The following is a 16,403-nucleotide window of genomic DNA, read 5'->3' as shown; positions in this document are numbered from 1 at the left end:
GTCTTGGCCGTGCCATGAAGGTGCCGTTTGGGACGTTCAGCGTCTTGAACGGCACCTTCATGGCGTGTTGGGGTGGGGTGGCGGCTCGGTACCAGGTGTCGTGAAGGTGCCGTTTGGGACGTTCAGCGTCTTGAACGGCACCTTCATGGCGTGTTGGGGTGGGGTGGCGGCTCGGCCGTGTCGTGAAGGTGCCGTTTGGGACGTTCAGTGTCTTGAACGGCACCTTTGTGGCGTTGTGGGGCCGTTCGTGGGGCTGCGCCGCCGTGCCATGAAGGTGCCGTTTGGGACATTCAGCGTCTCAAAGGGCACCTTCATGGCGTTTGTTGGTCGGCGGCGGGCCCGCGCCAGCGGTCAGGAGAACTGCTGGGTGCAGGTGTTGGCGCCCTGGAGGAAGCCGATGCGGAAGGCCTCGACGCGGGTGAAGCCGGCGGCGGCGGGGGTGCCGTTGACGTCGGCGGCGATGAGGCTGGTGGCGGTGAGCAGCTCGGCGATGGCCTTGTCCAGGTCACCGGCGGTGAGCCGGACCCCGGCGGTCGGGGTCTTCATCGCGGCGCCCCAGTAGCCGACCAGGCAGGAGGTGCGCAGCGCGGCCTCGGTGCCCTCCAGCGGCAGGTTGTTGGCCTTCTGCACGGCCAGGGCGTAGCGGGAGGCGACCTCGCCGAAGGCGGCGAAGTCCCCGATGCCCTTGCCCTGCCCCTTCTTGGCGGGGGTGCCGATCTCCTTGAGCTTGGCCAGGTCCAGTGAGATCACGTTGCTGGACGGGCAGTAGGCCACCGGCGAGGTGGGCTTGGCGTCCGAGCAGGTGGCCCCGCTGGAGCTGAAGCTCGGCGCGTTCGGCGCCTGCTTGCTGAACACCTGCTTGAGCGCGTCCTGTACGTGTCCGAGGCTCTTGTCGTCGATGGTGGCGTTGCCGCCCTTGGCGGAGTCCTTGGCGTCGACGAACCCGGTCTCGGTGACCCGGCTCTTGATCTCGCTGGGGCTGATCTGCGAGCAGCGCTTGGGGCCGTCGGCGAAACCGGCCTGGAAGGCGAAGACCCGGTCGAAGGCGCTGCCGTGCGCGGACTCGTCGGTGAACGAGCCGCCCGGGGTGTCGCGCACGAAGAAGGTCGTGGCCAGCACCTTGTTCAGCCCGTCCCCGGTGGACATCTCGAAGTGCTTGGCCTTGCCCTCGGCCACGAACCGCATGAAACCGCCCGCGTAGCAGTCGGCCTGCTGCTCCAGCACGATGCTGGGCGTGCCCTGGTTGACCCCGCTGAGCGGCCCCAGCTGGTACTGGATGGCGTGGCCCATCTCGTGTGCCAGCACCATGGTCACGGCCAGCGGCCCGAACTTCTGGGTGAGCAGGGGCAGCAGCTGGCCGCGGTCCCAGGACACGCTGTTGTCCAGGTTGCAGTAGAAGGCGTTGGCCACGCCCTTGGTGTCGACCTTGCCCGCGCAGACCCTCTGGTTGGGGCCGTCGGAGTCGTAGGAGGTCAGCTTGCTCACCGGGCGGAACTGCTTGTTGAAGACCGCGGGCAGCTGCTGGGTCCAGTAGTCGTTGACGTCGGCGAGGGTGTTCAGCGCGAGCTTGTCCATCTCCCCGCCGTCCGAGCCGGTGACCGGCAGGGTCGCGTCGGCGATGCCCGAGCGCGGTCCGCTGGCCCCGTTGGTGACCGGCAGCCCGGCCACCGAGCCCGCGTCGAGCTGGCCGAGCGGGGAGGCCGCCCCGGCCACCTTGGTGGAACAGCCCGTGACCAGTCCGACCGACGCCGCCATGGCAACCAGCATCGCCACCCGGCGACGACTTCCCGTGTTCATCCGCTCCCGCCCCATCAGACCAGGCCGCCGTCTGCGACGCCGGGTGCACCCTACTGGCCCAGTACGGCCGCTGTGGTGGGAACGCGCTGACGGGGCACGCCGTGATCGGAACGTGAAAATATTTCACTCTCGGGAGTGATTTCCGGTCCTGGTCGGTGCCGTTTCTTGTGCTCGCGGTGCCAAGCGGGTGAGTCTCGCCGTGAAGTTACCGGTGGGTTACTTAGCGGGAAGGGAGTCGCGCATGACCGAAGGCGAGGAGCCCGAGCAGGAGCGTGGCAGGACCAGGTGGACGCGGTTCGCGGCCACGCTCGCCGTGGGCGGGGTGGGCGCGGGCGTGCTGCTGGTCGGCCTGTCCCAGGGCGCGCTGGCCGCCTCGTTCACGGTGTCGGGCAGCAGCTTCAAGGTCTCCGCCGATCACCTCCAGGGCGACGGCTTCGTGCAGTTCGGCTCGCTGGCGGCGAGCACGGACGCGCCACACCCGGTGGCGCGCAACGGTTTCCGCAGGGCCACCCTGGACAACTTCTGCCAGTCGGTGTTCCTGCCCAAGCTGCCCATCGTCGGTGACCTCACGATGCGCATCACCGCCGCCGGACCGGGCGGCATGCAGGCCAGCGACCTGGTCGTGGACGTGGCCCAGGTGGACGGCGACTTCACGCTGACCAACCCGCAGATCGGCGTGGACGCCAGCCAGGTCAGCGGCGGCCCGGCCGGGGTGGTCGGCAGGCCGGGTGACTTCGGCATGCAGGCCGACAAGGTCAGCATCGACAAGGTGCGCCAGACCGCCTGGGGCACCAGCGCGCAGACCATCGCCTTCAAGGGCATGAGCCTGCGCATCGTGTCCGGCCAGCAGGAGTGCGGCGGCTGAGGTGAGAGCTCGCGGGCCCCGCCGACCCCGTGGCGGCGGTGGCGGGGCCCGCGTCCTGTTCGGGGCGAGAAGGAGGCGGTGCTCGTGGCGGGTGTGTGGCAGCGGTTCGGCGGCTGGCGGCGCGGTCGCCCGTTCTGGGCGGGGATCTTCCTGGCCCTGGGCGGGTTGGTGATCGTCTTCCCGCCGTTCGCCTCGCTGAAGCTGGGCGACCTGGCCATCTCGATCAGCACCCTGGGCGGGGTGTCCGGGCTGCTGATCGGGGTGCTGCTGGAGGTGTGCGCGCTCAGTCTGCTGCTGCGGCCCCAGTTCCGCGCCGCGGCGGCGATCACCGCGATGATCCTGTCGCTGATCGCGCTGGTGACCTCGAACCTGGGCGGCTTCCTGCTGGGCACCCTGCTCGGTGTGGTCGGCTCCGCGCTGGCCATGTCCTGGACCACCAGGCCCCGCAGGCGCCCTCGCACCGCGCAGGCGCTGCCCCCGGCCGCCGTGGTGCTCGCGGGCGCGCTGCTCGCCGGGCTGTTGCTGGGCAACGGCGGCCCCTCGCCGGTGACCGCCAGCGCGGCGGCACCGGTCAGTTCGACCACGACCAGCACGACAGCCGTCAGTACAACCCCTTCCAGCACAACTCCCGCCAGCACAACGACTTCCGCGAAGCCGACGACCACGACCACGGTTGCGCCGCCGCCCGCACCGCCCGCGGGCAGCAGGGCGTGGACGCTGAACGCGAGCCGGTTGAGGATGAGCGGGCTGAACTTCGGGGGAGTGGTGGACGCGGTGCTCAGCGGCCAGGTGGTCAAGGTGCTCCAGTTCACCGCCAGCGACCTGGAGATCACCAACCTGGTGCAGACCGCGGATTTCGGCAACGGGCACAAGATCGTCACCTCGGCGGCCCCGGGCAGCACCTCCACGGTCAGTCCCGGCAGCCGAGTCACCCTGCTCACCCAGCGGCTCAAGGGAAACCTGAACCTGCTGGGCATCAAGATCCCGGTGGACTACTCGGCGGCCAGCCCGCCCCCGTTGACCATCCCGCTGGTGACCTTCACCGAGGTCACGGTGACCAACACCGACCTGCGCGGCGGCGTGCTGCGCATCCCCGGGGCCAGGATCGTCGCCAGCTGACCGGGCCCGGAAGCGCCATGAAAGTGCCGTTCACTGCGCTCAACGCAGTGAACGGCACTTTCATGGCGTCATTCCACGCGGGTCAGGGCGGCGCCCACCCGCACCGCGAGCGCACCGGCCAGCGCGCAGCCCGCGGCCAGCAGCACGGCGGTCGAGGTGCCGACCGAGCTGGACAGGGCGCCGAACGCGAACGGGGCCAGGGCGGCGCCGCCGAACAGTCCGATCTGCACGGTGGCGCCCGCGCGGGCGGCCTGGCCAGGCAGCAGCCGCAGCACCGCGGACAGCAGCAGACCGGTCCAGCCCCAGCCGCCCGCCACGACGAGCACCGCGCCCAGCACGAACGTCACCGGCGTACCGAGCGCGATCAGCACCAGGCCGAGGGCCCCGCTGAGCATCATCGCGGCCACGACGAGCGGATTGTGTTGCGGCGCACGGTCCGCGCGCACCCCGGCGACCAGGCGCACCGCCACGGCGAGCAGGCTGGCCAGGGACAACATCGTGCCCGCGACCGTCGTGGACAAGCCGGAACCGGTGCCCAGCTGCACGAAGAACGAGGCCGTGGCGTTGGAACCGATCGTGGCCAGTGCGGCGCCGACCGTCCACAGGACCAGCGTGCGGCTCAGGGGTGCGGCTTCGCCGCTGGCGGCCACCGGGTGCCCCTGTGTGCGGGCCAGCGGTGTGAAAGCCAGTGCCAGCAAGGGGAATCCGGCGGCGAGCAGCAGGGTGAGGCGCCAGCCCAACGGCTCGGCCACCTGCCCGGCGAGCAGTCCCGGCAGCATCGGGGCCGCGCCCAGCGCCGCGCCGGTGAGCCCGGTGGCCAGCGAGAGCCGTTGTGCGGGAACACGTCCCGCGATGTAGCGGGCGGCGGCGGGCTGGGTGAGCGCGTTGCCCGCACCGGCCAGCAGCAGCGCGAGGGCCAGTCCCGCGGTGCCGGTCGTGGCCAGTGGCAGGCAGAGCGCGGCGGTGCCGCACACCAGGGCGAGCAGCACCGGCACGGGCAGGCGGACGGCCACCCTGCGGGCCACCGGCGAGCCGAGCGCGGTCATGGCGAAGAACCCGCTCAGTGCGAGGCCGAACCCGGTTCCGCTCAGGTGTAGGGCCCGCTCGATCGGCGTGGCCAGCGCGGAGATCGCGAACGCGGGGGTCATCGCGGCGATGAACGTGGCCACCACGGCGCCCATGCCGGGCCACGGGCTGGTGGTCGGGGTGCGGGCGGTGGTCATCGCGGGAGTCATGCCCCGAGCATGATCGCGTCACGGGCCCGGCCACCAAGACCAAAGTCCATGCCTGACAGGCATGACAGGGCTACCGTGGTCGGCGTGCTGGACATCTCCTCGCGATTGCTGCGCTACTTCCTCGCGGTGGCCGAGGAACTGCACTTCACGCACGCGGCCGAACGGCTGTTCATCGCGCAGCCCGCGCTGTCCAAGGCGATCCGCAGACTGGAGCGGGAACTGGGCTTCCCGCTGTTCATCCGCAACCGGCAGGGCGTGGCGCTGACCGTGGCGGGCCAGGCCATGGTGCCCGCGGCCCGCGCCGCGCTGGCCGAACTCGCCGAGGGGGTGCGTGCGGCGCGGGCCGCGCAGCGCGCCGGTTCCCGGGGGCTGCGGGTGGGCTACCACTCCAGCATCGGGTCCCCGCTGCTCAAACCGATCATCGACGGGTTCACCCGGCGCTGCCCCGGCTGGCGGGTGGAACTGCGGCTGTGCGACTGGACGGATCCGGCGGGCGCGGTGCTCGACGCCCGCTGCGACATCGCACTGCTGCGACTTCCTTTGCCCGGACAGGACGAGCTGGAGACCCGGACCCTGCGCTGGGACCCGCGCTGGGTCGCGCTGGCCGCCGACCACCGGCTGGTCGCGCGCGAGTCGGTGCGGCTCAGTGATCTCGCCGGGGAGACCTTCGTGGCGCTGCCCGCGTCCTCCGGGCCGTTCCGCGACTTCTGGCTGGCGCTGGACCAGGTGCCGCGCGCCCCGCGCATCGGCATCGAGGTGGCCAACGCCGAGGACTACTTCGAGGCCATCGCCGCAGGTCACGGCATAGCCATGCTCGCCGAGACGACCACGCGCGTGCACCGGCGGCCCGGGATCGCCTACCGGTTGGTCACCGACGCCAGCCCGAGCGAGCTCGTCGTGGCCTGGCGGCGGGGCAGCACCGACCGGGCGCTGACCGAGTTCGCCTCCGCTTGCCTGGAGGTGGTCGACGCGTAGCGTGACCGGCATGTACCGGGAGCGAGCCGGGCGGGCCGGGTCCGTGCTGTGGACCCGCGAGGTGCGTGCGGGCGAGGCCCTGCGGCACCGGATCCTGCCCGACGGCTGCCTGGACCTGATCTGGGTCGACGGCCGGGTCCTCGTCGCCGGGCCGGACACCGCGGCGCACGAGGTGAGCAGCGCGCCGGGCACGAGCTACGTCGGCATCCGGTTCGCCCCCGGCACCGGCCCGGGGGTGCTCGGCGTACCCGCCAACGAGCTGACCGACCAGCGGCTGGACCTGTCCGAGCTGTGGCCGGACCGGGCCGCACGGCGCCTCGCGGAGCGGGTCGGCGACTCGGCCGATCGCGGGGCGGCGCTCGAACAGGCCGTGGCCGACCGGCTCGCGCCGCCGGACCGCGTGCTGGCCGGGGTGGTCGCCGGGCTGCGCGCGGGACGGCCGGTGGCCGAGGTCGCCGGGGCCGTGGGCCTGAGCGAGCGGCAGCTGCACCGGCGCAGCCTGGCCGGGTTCGGTTACGGCCCGAAGACCCTGGCCAGGGTGCTGCGCCTGGAGCGGGCGCTGGCGCTGGCCACGGCGGGCCTGCCGTACGCGGAGGTCGCGGCCAGCACCGGCTACGCGGATCAGGCGCACCTGGCCCGGGACGTGAAGGCGCTGGCGGGCGTGCCGCTGACCATCCTGCTGGGGTAGCACCCGTTGTGTGCACACCGGCCAGGTGTGCACCACGCGGGCATGACGCCCTGGATCCCGGACGCGTCGCCACCTTTCCTGTTCCAGCTCGGCAATCTGGACCACATCGTCCCGTTTGGACAGAGTGCCGAGCTGCGTGCCGCCCTGGGCGCGGGCGAACCGCACGGCTACCCGTTGGCAGACCACGAGTTCCTGGCCCGCGGCCGGTGACCGTCAGTCGAGCACGGCGAGGTCGAGCTGCCGCAGGCGTGCCGGGTCGGCGATCACCTCGTAGGCGGCGATCCTGTCCCGCTCGACGGTGAAGGTGAGCGCGAACACCAACCGGCCACGCGGGGCCACGACCACTCCCACCGCGCCGTTGATCAGCGCCACCTCGGCGAACCGGGACCGGCGCGCCAGCAACACCGTGCCCTCCGCCACGGCCCGTGCCCCGCGGACCTCGGCCACGCCACCGGGCGGCACCGCGGCGAGATCGGCGCGGCGCACCACGTCGGGGGCCAGCACCGCCAACACCGCGTCGAGGTCACCGGACCGGGCCGCGGCCAGGAACGCCGTGACGACCCGCCGGTTGCGAGCGAGCTCGGCAGCCGGGACCGCAGGTGTGCCCCGGACCTTCTGCCGCGCGCGGCTCGCCAGCTTCTTCGTGGTGACGGGCGTGCGCTCCACGATGGGCGCGATCTGGTCGAACGGCACCGCGAACACGTCGTGCAGCACGAAGGCGACCCGTTCGGCCGGGGTCAGCGTGTCCAGCACCACCAGCAGCGCGCGGCTCACCGAGTCGGCCAGCACCGCCTCGTCCTCGGGGGCGCTCCACCGAGCCGGGTCCGAGACCTGCGCGAACACCTCCTGCTCGGTCAGGTCCTCCCGCCGCGCCCGGCGAGCCCGCAGCACGTCCAGGCAGATCCGGGTCACCACCGTGCGCAGCCAGCCCGCCAGGTTGTCCACCTCGGTGGCGTCGACCCGGCTCAGGCGCAGCCACGCCTCCTGCACGGCGTCCTCGGCCTCACTCGGCGAGCCGAGTATCCGGTGCGCGACCGCCCGCAGGTGATCGCGCTGCGCCTCGAAACCCTCCGCCAGGCCGTCCACCGGTCACCTCTCCACGCCGCGGTCCGTCACCTCCCATGACGAACGCAACCTAGCCGAAGTGACAGGAGCACCCGTGCCCTCCTTGCTGCACCTCGATTCCAGCGCCAACCGTTCCGGCGAGTCGGTCAGCAGGCAGCTGACCGCGCTGTTCGCCGACACCTGGCGCGCCCGGCACGGCTCGGCCGGGTACCGCTACCGGGACCTGGCCGCCGACCCGGTGCCGCCGCTGGGCACCGCCTACTGCGTGCTCGGCCGCCGGCTGGAGCGGCACGGCCTCGTGCCCGCGGACCAGGTGGCCACGCTGGTCGAAACCCCTGAGGAGGACCGGGAGTGGGCGCTGACCCGTCCGCTCGTCGCGGAACTGCTGGCCGCCGACACCCTGCTGATCGGCGCCCCGATGTACAACCTCTCGGTGCCCGCCACGCTGAAGGCCTGGCTCGACCGCGTGACCTTTCCCTTGGCGGACAGCCTGTTCCGCGGCACGCGGGTGGTGGTGGTCACCGCACGCGGCGGCACGGGCAGCCCCGACTTCCACACGCCCTACCTGCGGGCCTACTTCGGCAAACAGGGCGTGGCCGAGCAGGACCTGTTCCTGCTCGGCGCCGAACTCACCATTGCCGAACTGCTCCCGCACCTGGCCGACCTCCGCCCGCGGGCGGCGAACTCACTGGCCGCCGCACGAGCCGAGGTCGCCGCGCTGCTGCCCTAGGCGGCCGCGAACAGGTCGACCTCGTTACCGTCCGGGTCGTGCAGGGTCGCGTAGCGCTGACCCCAGAACGCGTCCCACGGCTGCTTGCCGCCCTCGTACCCCGCGCCGACCAGGTTGGCGAAGGCCTCGTCCACGCCCTGCGGGCTGCCGCAGTCGAAGGCCAGCGCCGCACGTGAGGAGCCCACCGGCGCCTGCCAGGACGGGTTGAAGCTGTGCACCGTCTGCACGGAGTCCCACATCAGCCGCAGGCCGCCGGGCAGCGTCACCTCCACGTGCGGTTCGCTGTCCGCCCCGGCCGGGATGTCCAGGCCGAGCGCGCGGTAGAAGGCCAGGGACTTGGCCATGTCGGCGACGACCAGTCCGATCGCCGAGAAACGCGGTGCTGTCATGGCCACCACCGTAGGCAGTGCCTGGCGTGGGGTCTTGGAGGAATCAGACGTGGCTCAGCGCTGCCCGGCCTGCTCGTAGAGGGAGCGGGCCACCCCGTCCAGCTTGGGGCCGACCAGTTCGGTGGTCACCACCTCGTTGGTGGTGGGGTCCAAGTCCAGGGCACCCTTGCTGGTGACCGAGTAGATCGTGCCGTGGCCGGTGGCCTGGTCGAAGTCGGCGAGCCAGGGGCCGCCGCTGGAGCCGCCCGCCATGTCGCAGGGGGTGTGCCAGCGGTCCGGGATGCTGTCCTGGGTGACCTCGATGTCGCACCAGCGCAGGGACTCCCCGTGCGCCCCCTTGGAGCCGGGGTAGCCGAACAGGGCGCTGCGGCCCGCGGTGGTCCGGTCGAAGGCGATGTCCTGGGCCCCGGCCGCGTCGGCGAGGTGCTTGCCCCCCGACTGGTCGAACACCACCATCGCCACATCCGGCGAGCTCTTCTCGGTGTAGGACTTGGCGACCAGGGTGGCCCTGGCGGCGAACACACCCTCGGGCCGCGCGCCGTTGTCGTAGCCGGGGACGAAGACCATTTTCTCCGACTTGATCTGCACGCCCTCGCGGGTGAACCCCGGCCACACGCAGTGCCCGGCGGTGACGACCACGTCCTTGTTGCCGCTGTGCACGGCCGTTGCGGTGCACCAGGCGTCCTGGCCCGGGTTCTCCACGAAGAACAACCGGCCCGTGCCCTGTGGGGGCGTGCCGCGCCACGGCTGGGCGATCACCTCCGCCCGCTCCGAGGACTCCACCCCGACCTGGCGCATCCGCTCTGGGGTCCAGTACTCCAGTGCCGCCGCACGCTCGGCCGTGGAGTAGTCGGTGACCACGGTGTCCACGGCGGGGGTGCCTGCCTGGGCGGCCGGTGCCAGTACCAGTGCCGTCGCGGCGGCGAGCGCCACCACGGCGAGCGAACGGATTCCGCCCCGACGCGAACTTCCGAGAACCTGTCGCATACCAGGGAGACGTTCCGGCAGCTCCGAGGTTGTGCCGGCCACTCAGACGCAGACCTTGGCCCCGCGGGAGAAGCCGTCCCGGAACGCGGCGACCCGCTCGAACCCGGTCGGCACGGCCCTGCCCGCGCTGTTGCGCGCCGCGTAGTCGTAACCGAGCAGCACCTGCACCGACTTGTCCAGGTCGCCGGGGGACAGCGCCACGTCGGCCGTGCCCTGCCTGGCCAGCACCGAGCCGGTGTACGCCCCGGCCAGGCACACCGCCTGCTTGCCCGCGTCCGGCCCGTCCACCGGCTTGCCCAGCGCCGCCACCGCCGCCAGCCCGTACCTGCTGGCGATCAGCGTGCCCGCGGCGAAGTCGCCGATGTCGGCCACCAGCTTGGGGATCGTGCCGTTCGCGTTGAGCGCCACGGCCTTCTGGTCCACGCAGTAGGCCACCGGCCCCTGCGTCCCGCCGGAACAGCTCGGGTCCACGTCGGTCGACTTGAGCGCGGGCGCCTGCCAGGCCGTGCCCACCAGTTGGCCGAAGAAGTTGTTCAGGTCCGGGGTGAGCAGGCTGACCAGTTGCACCAGCTTGAGGTTGCCGCCGGTGGCCAGGTCCTGCTGGCTGGTGAACCCGCGCTGGGTGAAGGTCCGGTTCTGCACGGTCATGCCCGCGCACAGCTTCGCGCCCTGCCCGTAGCCGTCCTGGAAGGCCGACACCCGGTCGAACGCGTCCCCGTGCGCGCCCGCCGCCGACTGGGTCGTGCCCACCGGGTCGCGGAAACTCACCAGCGCGCCCAGCGCCAGGTCCAGTTGTCTCGGGTTGATCCTCAGGTGCTGGGCCTTGCCCTCGGCCACCGAGCGCACGAACGCCCCCGCGTAGCAGTCGGCCATCGTCTCGATCAGGATCGTCGGGTACCGCTCCGGATCGGCCCGCTCCGCCTGCGGGGTCAGCCCCGAGCGGCTCTGCACCGCGTGGCCCAGCTCGTGCGCCAGCACCAGCACCACCGAGGCGTCCCCGAACCGGTCCCTCAGCACCGGCAGCAGCGCCGCCCTGTCCCAGGCCACCGAGTCGCTCTGCGGGCAGTAGAACGCGTTGCCCTCCACGTCCGCCGCCTGCTGGGTGCAGGGCGGGGCCTTGGCCTTCTGGTCGCTGGTGTCCACCGAGAACACGCCGCCCGACAGGTCCTTCCAGGGCTTGCCGAACACCGCGGGGAAGGTCTGCCGCCAGAACTCCTGCACGTCGGTCACTGCCGTGGCCGCCAACTGGTCGGTGTCCTTGCCGTCCGTGCCCTGCACGAAGATCGGGTCCACCGAGCCCACCAGCGCTCCCGAGGCGCTCATCGGCTCACCCGGGATCGCCGTGGCGCAGGCCGTCACCAGCAGCAGCCCGGCCAGCACCGCGCTGAGACGGCCCCACGATCGCATGCCCCACAGTGTGCCTGATCCGCCGGCGGTGAGGCCCGGGCTGAACGGCGCTGTCACGATCGGCGCAACGGGCTCAGCCGCCGATCGGCGCGGTGGTGGGCGGTGGTGTGGTGCCGGTTCGTGGTCCGGCTCCCGCCCCGATCAGCGCACCGCCAGGCCCAGCTCCGCCGCCAGCTCCGCCGCGATCGACACCGCCTGCTCCAGCGAGATCACCGCGCCCCGCATCGCGCCCAGCCCCTGTGCCCCGGTCAGCGTGGACCCGCGCAGGTCACAGCCCTTCGCGCCGGTCGCCCGGAACTCCGCGCCGGTCAGGTCGCAGTCCTCGAACACCGCCTTGGCCAGGTCCCCGCTCAGCCTCGCCTCCCGCAGCGAGCAGCCCACGAAGGCCGCGCCGCCCCGTGACTGCTCCAGGTGGACCGAGGCGAAATCCAGCTGGCAGTCCCGCACCGACAGCGCCGAGCTGCGGTCCGCCGACAGGGTCAGGCCGATGGCCCGGCAGTTGCGCAGCTCCACCGTGCGCACCTGCACGCCCTGTAGCACCGCGTTCGACAGGTCCACGTCCTCCAGCACCGAGTCGACCAGCTCCAGCGGGCCGAACCGCGCCCCGCTCAGATCCGTGCGCGCCACCAGCGAGGACACGATCCTGCCCCGCCCGTGCCCACCCCGCTGGCCGCCGCCGACCACCCGCTGCTCGTCCAGGTCCAGCTCGCCGCTCAGCTCGCCGCCCGCCTCGGTCAGCAGCTCCAGGTCCAGGTCCGGCCGTTGCACGCTCGCCACCCCGCAAGCCTCGCACAGCCACCTTCACGCGAATCTCGTCAGCTCTCCAGGTAGCGCAGCACGGCGAGCACCCGGCGGTGTTCGGTGCCCGCCTTGGGCAGTCCGAGCTTGGTGAAGATGTTGGCCACGTACTTCTCCACGGCGCCCTCGGTGATGACCAGGCCCTCGGCGATACCGGCGTTGGACCTGCCCTGCGCCATCAGCTCCAGGGCCTGGCGCTCGCGCGGGGTGAGCGAGCTGAGCGGGTCCTGTTTGCGGCTGCGGGCGAGGATCTGGGCGACGACCTCGGGGTCGAACACGGTGCCGCCCGTGCCGACCCGCTCCAGGGCGGACAGGAACTCGTCGATGTCGGCGACCCGGTCCTTGAGCAGGTAGCCGATCCCGTTCAGCTCGCCGGTGATCAGGTCGGAGGCGTAGCGCTCCTCCACGTACTGGGACAGCACGAGCACGGCGGTCCTCGGCCACCGCTGGCGGATCACCAGCGCGGCGCGCAGGCCCTCGTCACTGTGCGTGGGCGGCATGCGCACGTCGACCACGGCCACGTCGGGCGCGTGCTCGCCGACCGCGCGCAGCAGCTTCTCGGCGTCGTCCACGGCCTCGACCACCTCGTGGTCGTTCTCGGTCAGCAGCAGGCTCAGCCCGTGCCGCAGCAGCACGGCGTCCTCGGCGATCACGATTCGCACGGCAGCTCCATGATGATGGTGGTCGGCCCGCCCTCGGGGCTGTAGACGGCCAGCGTGCCGTCCACCCCGGCGGCCCGGTCGGCCAGCCCGGCCAACCCGGACCCCGGGGTGGCGGTGGCGCCGCCGACCCCGTCGTCGCGGACCTCCACGCGCAGCACCCCGCCGGTGCGCCGGACCAGTACGCAGGCCCGGCTGGCGTGCGCGTGCTTGGCGGTGTTGGCCAGCGACTCGGAGATCATGAAGTAGGCGATGGACTCCACGGTGCGGCCCGCCCGCGCGGGCACGTCGTACTCCACGGCGACCGGGATCTGCGAGCGGGCGGCCAGCGCGGACAGCGCGGCGTCCAGCCCGCGGTCGGTCAGCACCGGGGGCACCAGGCCACGGGTCAGTTCGCGCAGTTCGACGATGGCCTCCTTGGCGTTGCGGTGCGCCTCGTCCAGCAGCGCCCTGGTGCCCTCGGGGTCGGTGTCGAACTTGCGCCGCGCCCTGCCCAGCATCATCGCCAGCGCGACCAGCTGCTGCTGCGCCCCGTCGTGCAGGTTGCGCTCGATGCGGCGGCGCTCGGCCTCGGCCGCGTCCATGGCGTCCAGCCTGCGCTGCTCGACCTCACCGACCCGCGCCTCCAGCTGGCCCGCCGACATCCGGCTCACGAAGCGCCTGGCCAGCCAGACGTGCACCCGGGTCAGCAGGCGCGTGGCGTACGGGGCCAGCGGCACAACCACGATCATCAGCACCCAGGACAGCAGGCCTTCGGCAGGGGCGCGCTGGGTGTTCACCGAGTAGGCGATGAAGTAGCCGACCCCCGCGATCACCATGCTCAGCGGCACCACCCACGCGGCCAGCGCGGCGGTGGCGGTCAGCAGGGCCAGCGGCCAGCGGATGACCGTGTACAGCACGAGCCGCCACAGCAGGGCATCGGTGATCATCGTCCGGAACCGGCGCCACAGGCCCATGTCCTCGGTGGGCAGCCGCAGCGCCACCGGCAGGTCCACCCCCAGCACGTTGCGGTACCAGGTGGACTCCAACCGGGTGCAGCCGTCCACCACGTAGCCGGTGGCCACGAACGCGGGCACGATCAGCAGCACCAACGCCGCGAGCAGCGCCGTGGCGATACCGCTGTACACGGTGGACACCGAGAAGATCGCGTAGATGAAGTAGAACAGCAGCGGCACGGAGGCGACTGAGAGCAGCAGGCCGGTCAGCAGGACCGCGACTGTCGCGGTGGACCACAGCGAGGCACCCAGCAGGTGCAGCATCGCTCGCCAGGTGCTCGCCGCGACCAACGGGCGGAGCACCACTCGGTTGAACCACCCGTCGCCCACGTTTTCGCACCTTACGGAGGTGCCGGGCGGCCCGCCCACCCGGTTAACCCCCGAACCGGTCCAACTTTGGTTGAACCAATCCAGCTCGGCAGCGGTAGGTAGCGGACGAACACGACCCTTCAGTGCTGAGGAGCGGTGCATGTCCTTGTTGACCAGAGTGAGCGCCAGCCGCAAGCGCGCCGCGGTGCTCGGCAGCGCCGCCGTGCTCGGGGTGGCCGCGGTGGTCGGCGGCGGGTTCGCCGTGGTGTCCGGCACCAGCCAGGCCGCGACCGAGAACTGCCAGGGCCTGGACACGGCCCTGCAGAACAACCTCAACTTCATCGCCGACCAGCAGGCGCACCCCGACGCCCAGTCCAAGGCCCGCATCGCCAACCGGCAGGCCGTGATCGACCAGATCGACCAGCGGCGCAAGGCCGCGGGCTGTACCAGGGACGTGACGGCGGGGCCGAACTCGGAGACCGGTCAGGCGACCGAGAACTGCCAGGGCCTGCGGACCGCGCTGGACAACAACGAGAAGTTCATCGCCGACCAACTGGCCCACCCCGATTCGCAGTCGGCGGCCCGTATCGCCAACCGGCGTCAGGTGGTGTCGCTGATCCAGCAGCGGCTGGACGCGGCGGGCTGCGGGTTGAGCGAGGACCCGGCGGGTGACGGCGGTGGCGCACCGGCTCCGGCCGACCCGCCCGCGAAGCCCACCGCCGCGCCGCCCGCGACGAACGCGCCCGCGGGCAACGGCGTGGTGTGCAAGGGATCCACGGTGACCCTGTCCGGTGAGGGCGGCGCACCGGCCGCCGCCAGCAACCAGTTCCCGCAGGGCACCAAGCTGAAGGTCACCAACCTGGACAACAACAAGTCCACGACCGTCACCGTCACCTCGGTGTCCGGCAGTTGCGTGCTGTTGAACACCGCGGCCTTCGAACAGGTCCGCGAGCAGGGCAAGTTCCTGATCCGCCGCGCCGTGATCGAAAAGGTCGGCTGACCCGGCCCCATGTCATGAAAGTGCCGTATGAGACATCAGATGTCTCATACGGCACTTTCATGACGTGCGCGGGATCAACCGTGCAGGGCGCTGCCGGACTGCCAGGTGGCCCAGTCGATGGCCCAGTCCCCGTGGCCGTTGTTGATGGCCAGCTGCGGGCCGCCGGAGTTGGTGACCTCGATCGGGTCGCCGATGTTGAAGTTGTCGAAGAACCACTTGGCGTTGTCCGTGTTGAGGTTCAGGCAGCCGTTGGACACGTTCTGGCTGCCCTGCACGCTCACGGTGGCCAGGTTCTCGTGCAGGAACTCGCCGTCACCGGAGATCTGCACGTCCCAGTTCTCCGGGGCCTTGTAGTAGCCCGGCTGGCCCTCGCAGATGCCGTAGGTGCAGGAGTCCATGATGATGTGCGCGGTCTTGCCCAGCACCACGTGCGTGCCGTTGAAGGTGGGGGTCGGGCCGCGCGGCGGGGTGTTCGCCGTCTTGCCCATGCTGGTCGGCGCGGTGCGCACCAGCTCGCCGTTGTGGAAGGCCTGCAACTGGTGGGTGTTGCCGTCGGCCTTGCCCACCCAGGCGTCGTGGATCTTGTAGGTGGCCGAGACGTCCGGGCCGCCGTACGTGCCGTCACCGAGGGCCTGCCCGTAGACCCCGGTCTCCAGCTTCACGGTGCTGCCCGCCTGCCAGTACTGCTTGGGCCGGAAGTGCGCCTCGCGCTTGCTCACCCAGTACCAGCTGCCGCCCTGCGCCGGGGTGGAGGTCACCTTGAGCGCCTTCTCGGCGGCGGCCTTGTCGTTCACGTCGTGGTCGAACTTCACGCCGATGATCAGCCCGACCCCGAAGTCGTTGGCCACGTCCGGGGCCTGAAACAGGCTGGGGGCGGCCACGGCGGTCGCGGTGAGGGTGTGCACCTCACCCTTCTGCTCGACCGACTTGCCCTCCTTGTTCACCGCGGTGGCCACGACCTGGTAGACAGCGCTGAAGCGCAGCGTGTCGTTGCTGGTCCAGGTGGTCTTGTCGGCGGAGAAGTCGCCGACCACCTTGTTGCCCGACTGCGGGTTGGTCACCGTGACCGCGCTGAGCGTGCCGTCGGTGGCCTTGATGACGATCGGGGTCTTCGGGTTGACCTGGTCCCCGCCCGCGGCGGTGATGCTGACCTTGGCGGCAGGCACCGTTGTCGGGCTGGCACTGCCGACACCGGCAACCGTGTTGCCACCCCCGCTGCACGCCACCAGGCACAGGGCCATGGCAGCCAGACCGACGATTCGCACCCTCCGCATGACTGTTCAGACGTCCTTCCCACGCACGTCGTTGCGTCACACTTCGGCAACGAGGCGAATTTCCCCGGCAGACTGGTCGAGCGACCGCTGCCATTCTCCCACGGCGCGCCC

General features: G+C 71.6%; 17 protein-coding genes. 7 read left to right on the top strand and 10 right to left on the bottom strand.

The genetic code is table 11. The annotated features are described in order from the left end of the window. Positions 1–351 precede the first annotated feature (351 nt). Positions 352–1,755, bottom strand: coding sequence for a neutral zinc metallopeptidase (locus tag KALB_RS36965; protein ID WP_236650103.1), 1,404 nt, complete (start codon positions 1,753–1,755; stop codon positions 352–354). Between the two features lie 283 nt (positions 1,756–2,038). Between KALB_RS36965 and KALB_RS36960 the strand changes: the two genes are divergently transcribed. Together KALB_RS36960 and KALB_RS44600 are read left to right on the top strand one after the other, a co-directional pair. Continuing rightward, on the top strand, positions 2,039–2,662 hold the full coding sequence (locus KALB_RS36960; RefSeq protein WP_025360712.1) for a DUF6230 family protein: 624 nt from the start codon (positions 2,039–2,041) through the stop codon (positions 2,660–2,662). Between the two features lie 78 nt (positions 2,663–2,740). Next, a complete protein-coding gene (locus KALB_RS44600) occupies positions 2,741–3,781 on the top strand; it encodes a DUF6114 domain-containing protein (protein ID WP_025360711.1) in 1,041 nt (346 codons plus the stop codon). Positions 3,782–3,849: 68 nt separating this feature from the next. Here the strand turns inward: KALB_RS44600 and KALB_RS36950 are convergent, their stop codons facing one another. Beyond that, the gene (locus tag KALB_RS36950; protein ID WP_081789704.1) at positions 3,850–5,016 is read right to left on the bottom strand and encodes an MFS transporter; all 1,167 of its coding nucleotides are present in this window, start codon (positions 5,014–5,016) and stop codon (positions 3,850–3,852) included. A 48-nt stretch (positions 5,017–5,064) separates the two neighbouring features. Here KALB_RS36950 and KALB_RS36945 point away from each other — a divergent pair, with 48 nt between their 5' ends. Genes KALB_RS36945 through KALB_RS47235 form a run of 3 tightly spaced genes read left to right on the top strand, consistent with a single transcriptional unit; the run spans position 5,065 to position 6,889 of the window. Further along, positions 5,065–5,991, top strand: a complete 927-nt coding sequence (locus KALB_RS36945; RefSeq protein WP_158510879.1) for a LysR family transcriptional regulator — start codon at positions 5,065–5,067, stop codon at positions 5,989–5,991. A gap of 10 nt (positions 5,992–6,001) precedes the next feature. Beyond that, the gene (locus tag KALB_RS36940) at positions 6,002–6,679 is read left to right on the top strand and encodes a helix-turn-helix transcriptional regulator (protein WP_025360708.1); all 678 of its coding nucleotides are present in this window, start codon (positions 6,002–6,004) and stop codon (positions 6,677–6,679) included. A gap of 42 nt (positions 6,680–6,721) precedes the next feature. Beyond that, positions 6,722–6,889, top strand: coding sequence for a dienelactone hydrolase family protein (locus tag KALB_RS47235; protein WP_148309801.1), 168 nt, complete (start codon positions 6,722–6,724; stop codon positions 6,887–6,889). A 3-nt stretch (positions 6,890–6,892) separates the two neighbouring features. Here the strand turns inward: KALB_RS47235 and KALB_RS36935 are convergent, their stop codons facing one another. Beyond that, a complete protein-coding gene (locus KALB_RS36935) occupies positions 6,893–7,765 on the bottom strand; it encodes a sigma-70 family RNA polymerase sigma factor (protein WP_025360707.1) in 873 nt (290 codons plus the stop codon). 58 nt (positions 7,766–7,823) lie between these two features. Between KALB_RS36935 and KALB_RS36930 the strand changes: the two genes are divergently transcribed. After that, positions 7,824–8,474 carry an FMN-dependent NADH-azoreductase gene (locus KALB_RS36930; RefSeq protein WP_236650102.1) on the top strand — a complete coding sequence of 217 codons (651 nt, stop codon included), beginning with the start codon at positions 7,824–7,826 and terminating at the stop codon, positions 8,472–8,474. On the opposite strand, the gene KALB_RS36925 is transcribed toward KALB_RS36930, so the two are convergent. The 6 genes from KALB_RS36925 to KALB_RS49650 form a co-directional block, all read right to left on the bottom strand. Then, positions 8,471–8,863 carry a VOC family protein gene (locus KALB_RS36925; protein ID WP_030111471.1) on the bottom strand — a complete coding sequence of 131 codons (393 nt, stop codon included), beginning with the start codon at positions 8,861–8,863 and terminating at the stop codon, positions 8,471–8,473. The genes KALB_RS36930 and KALB_RS36925 overlap by 4 nt on opposite strands. Positions 8,864–8,917: 54 nt before the next feature. After that, positions 8,918–9,796, bottom strand: coding sequence for a trypsin-like serine peptidase (locus tag KALB_RS36920; RefSeq protein WP_236650101.1), 879 nt, complete (start codon positions 9,794–9,796; stop codon positions 8,918–8,920). 96 nt (positions 9,797–9,892) lie between these two features. After that, positions 9,893–11,257 carry a neutral zinc metallopeptidase gene (locus KALB_RS36915; RefSeq protein ID WP_025360705.1) on the bottom strand — a complete coding sequence of 455 codons (1,365 nt, stop codon included), beginning with the start codon at positions 11,255–11,257 and terminating at the stop codon, positions 9,893–9,895. 141 nt (positions 11,258–11,398) lie between these two features. Then, positions 11,399–12,025 carry a pentapeptide repeat-containing protein gene (locus KALB_RS36910; RefSeq protein ID WP_148309800.1) on the bottom strand — a complete coding sequence of 209 codons (627 nt, stop codon included), beginning with the start codon at positions 12,023–12,025 and terminating at the stop codon, positions 11,399–11,401. 47 nt (positions 12,026–12,072) lie between these two features. After that, positions 12,073–12,717 (bottom strand): response regulator, encoded by a 645-nt coding sequence (locus KALB_RS36905; RefSeq protein ID WP_025360703.1) that lies wholly within the window; start codon positions 12,715–12,717, stop codon positions 12,073–12,075. Next, positions 12,705–14,039, bottom strand: a complete 1,335-nt coding sequence (locus KALB_RS49650) for a sensor histidine kinase (RefSeq protein WP_025360702.1) — start codon at positions 14,037–14,039, stop codon at positions 12,705–12,707. The genes KALB_RS36905 and KALB_RS49650 overlap by 13 nt, the downstream gene beginning before the upstream one ends. 148 nt (positions 14,040–14,187) lie before the next feature. Between KALB_RS49650 and KALB_RS36895 the strand changes: the two genes are divergently transcribed. Then, positions 14,188–15,018, top strand: coding sequence for a hypothetical protein (locus KALB_RS36895; protein WP_025360701.1), 831 nt, complete (start codon positions 14,188–14,190; stop codon positions 15,016–15,018). 74 nt (positions 15,019–15,092) lie between these two features. Here KALB_RS36895 and KALB_RS36890 read toward each other — a convergent pair whose 3' ends face one another. Next, positions 15,093–16,292: a L,D-transpeptidase gene (locus tag KALB_RS36890; protein ID WP_035976806.1), complete on the bottom strand. Its 1,200-nt coding sequence runs from the start codon at positions 16,290–16,292 to the stop codon at positions 15,093–15,095. Positions 16,293–16,403: the final 111 nt, after the last annotated feature.

The organism is Kutzneria viridogrisea DSM 43870 (genome assembly GCF_000525635.1).
Taxonomy (GTDB): domain Bacteria; phylum Actinomycetota; class Actinomycetes; order Mycobacteriales; family Pseudonocardiaceae; genus Kutzneria; species Kutzneria viridogrisea.
The sequence above is the reverse complement of the archived record's forward strand: the minus strand, read 5'-3'. Positions and strand labels throughout refer to the sequence as shown.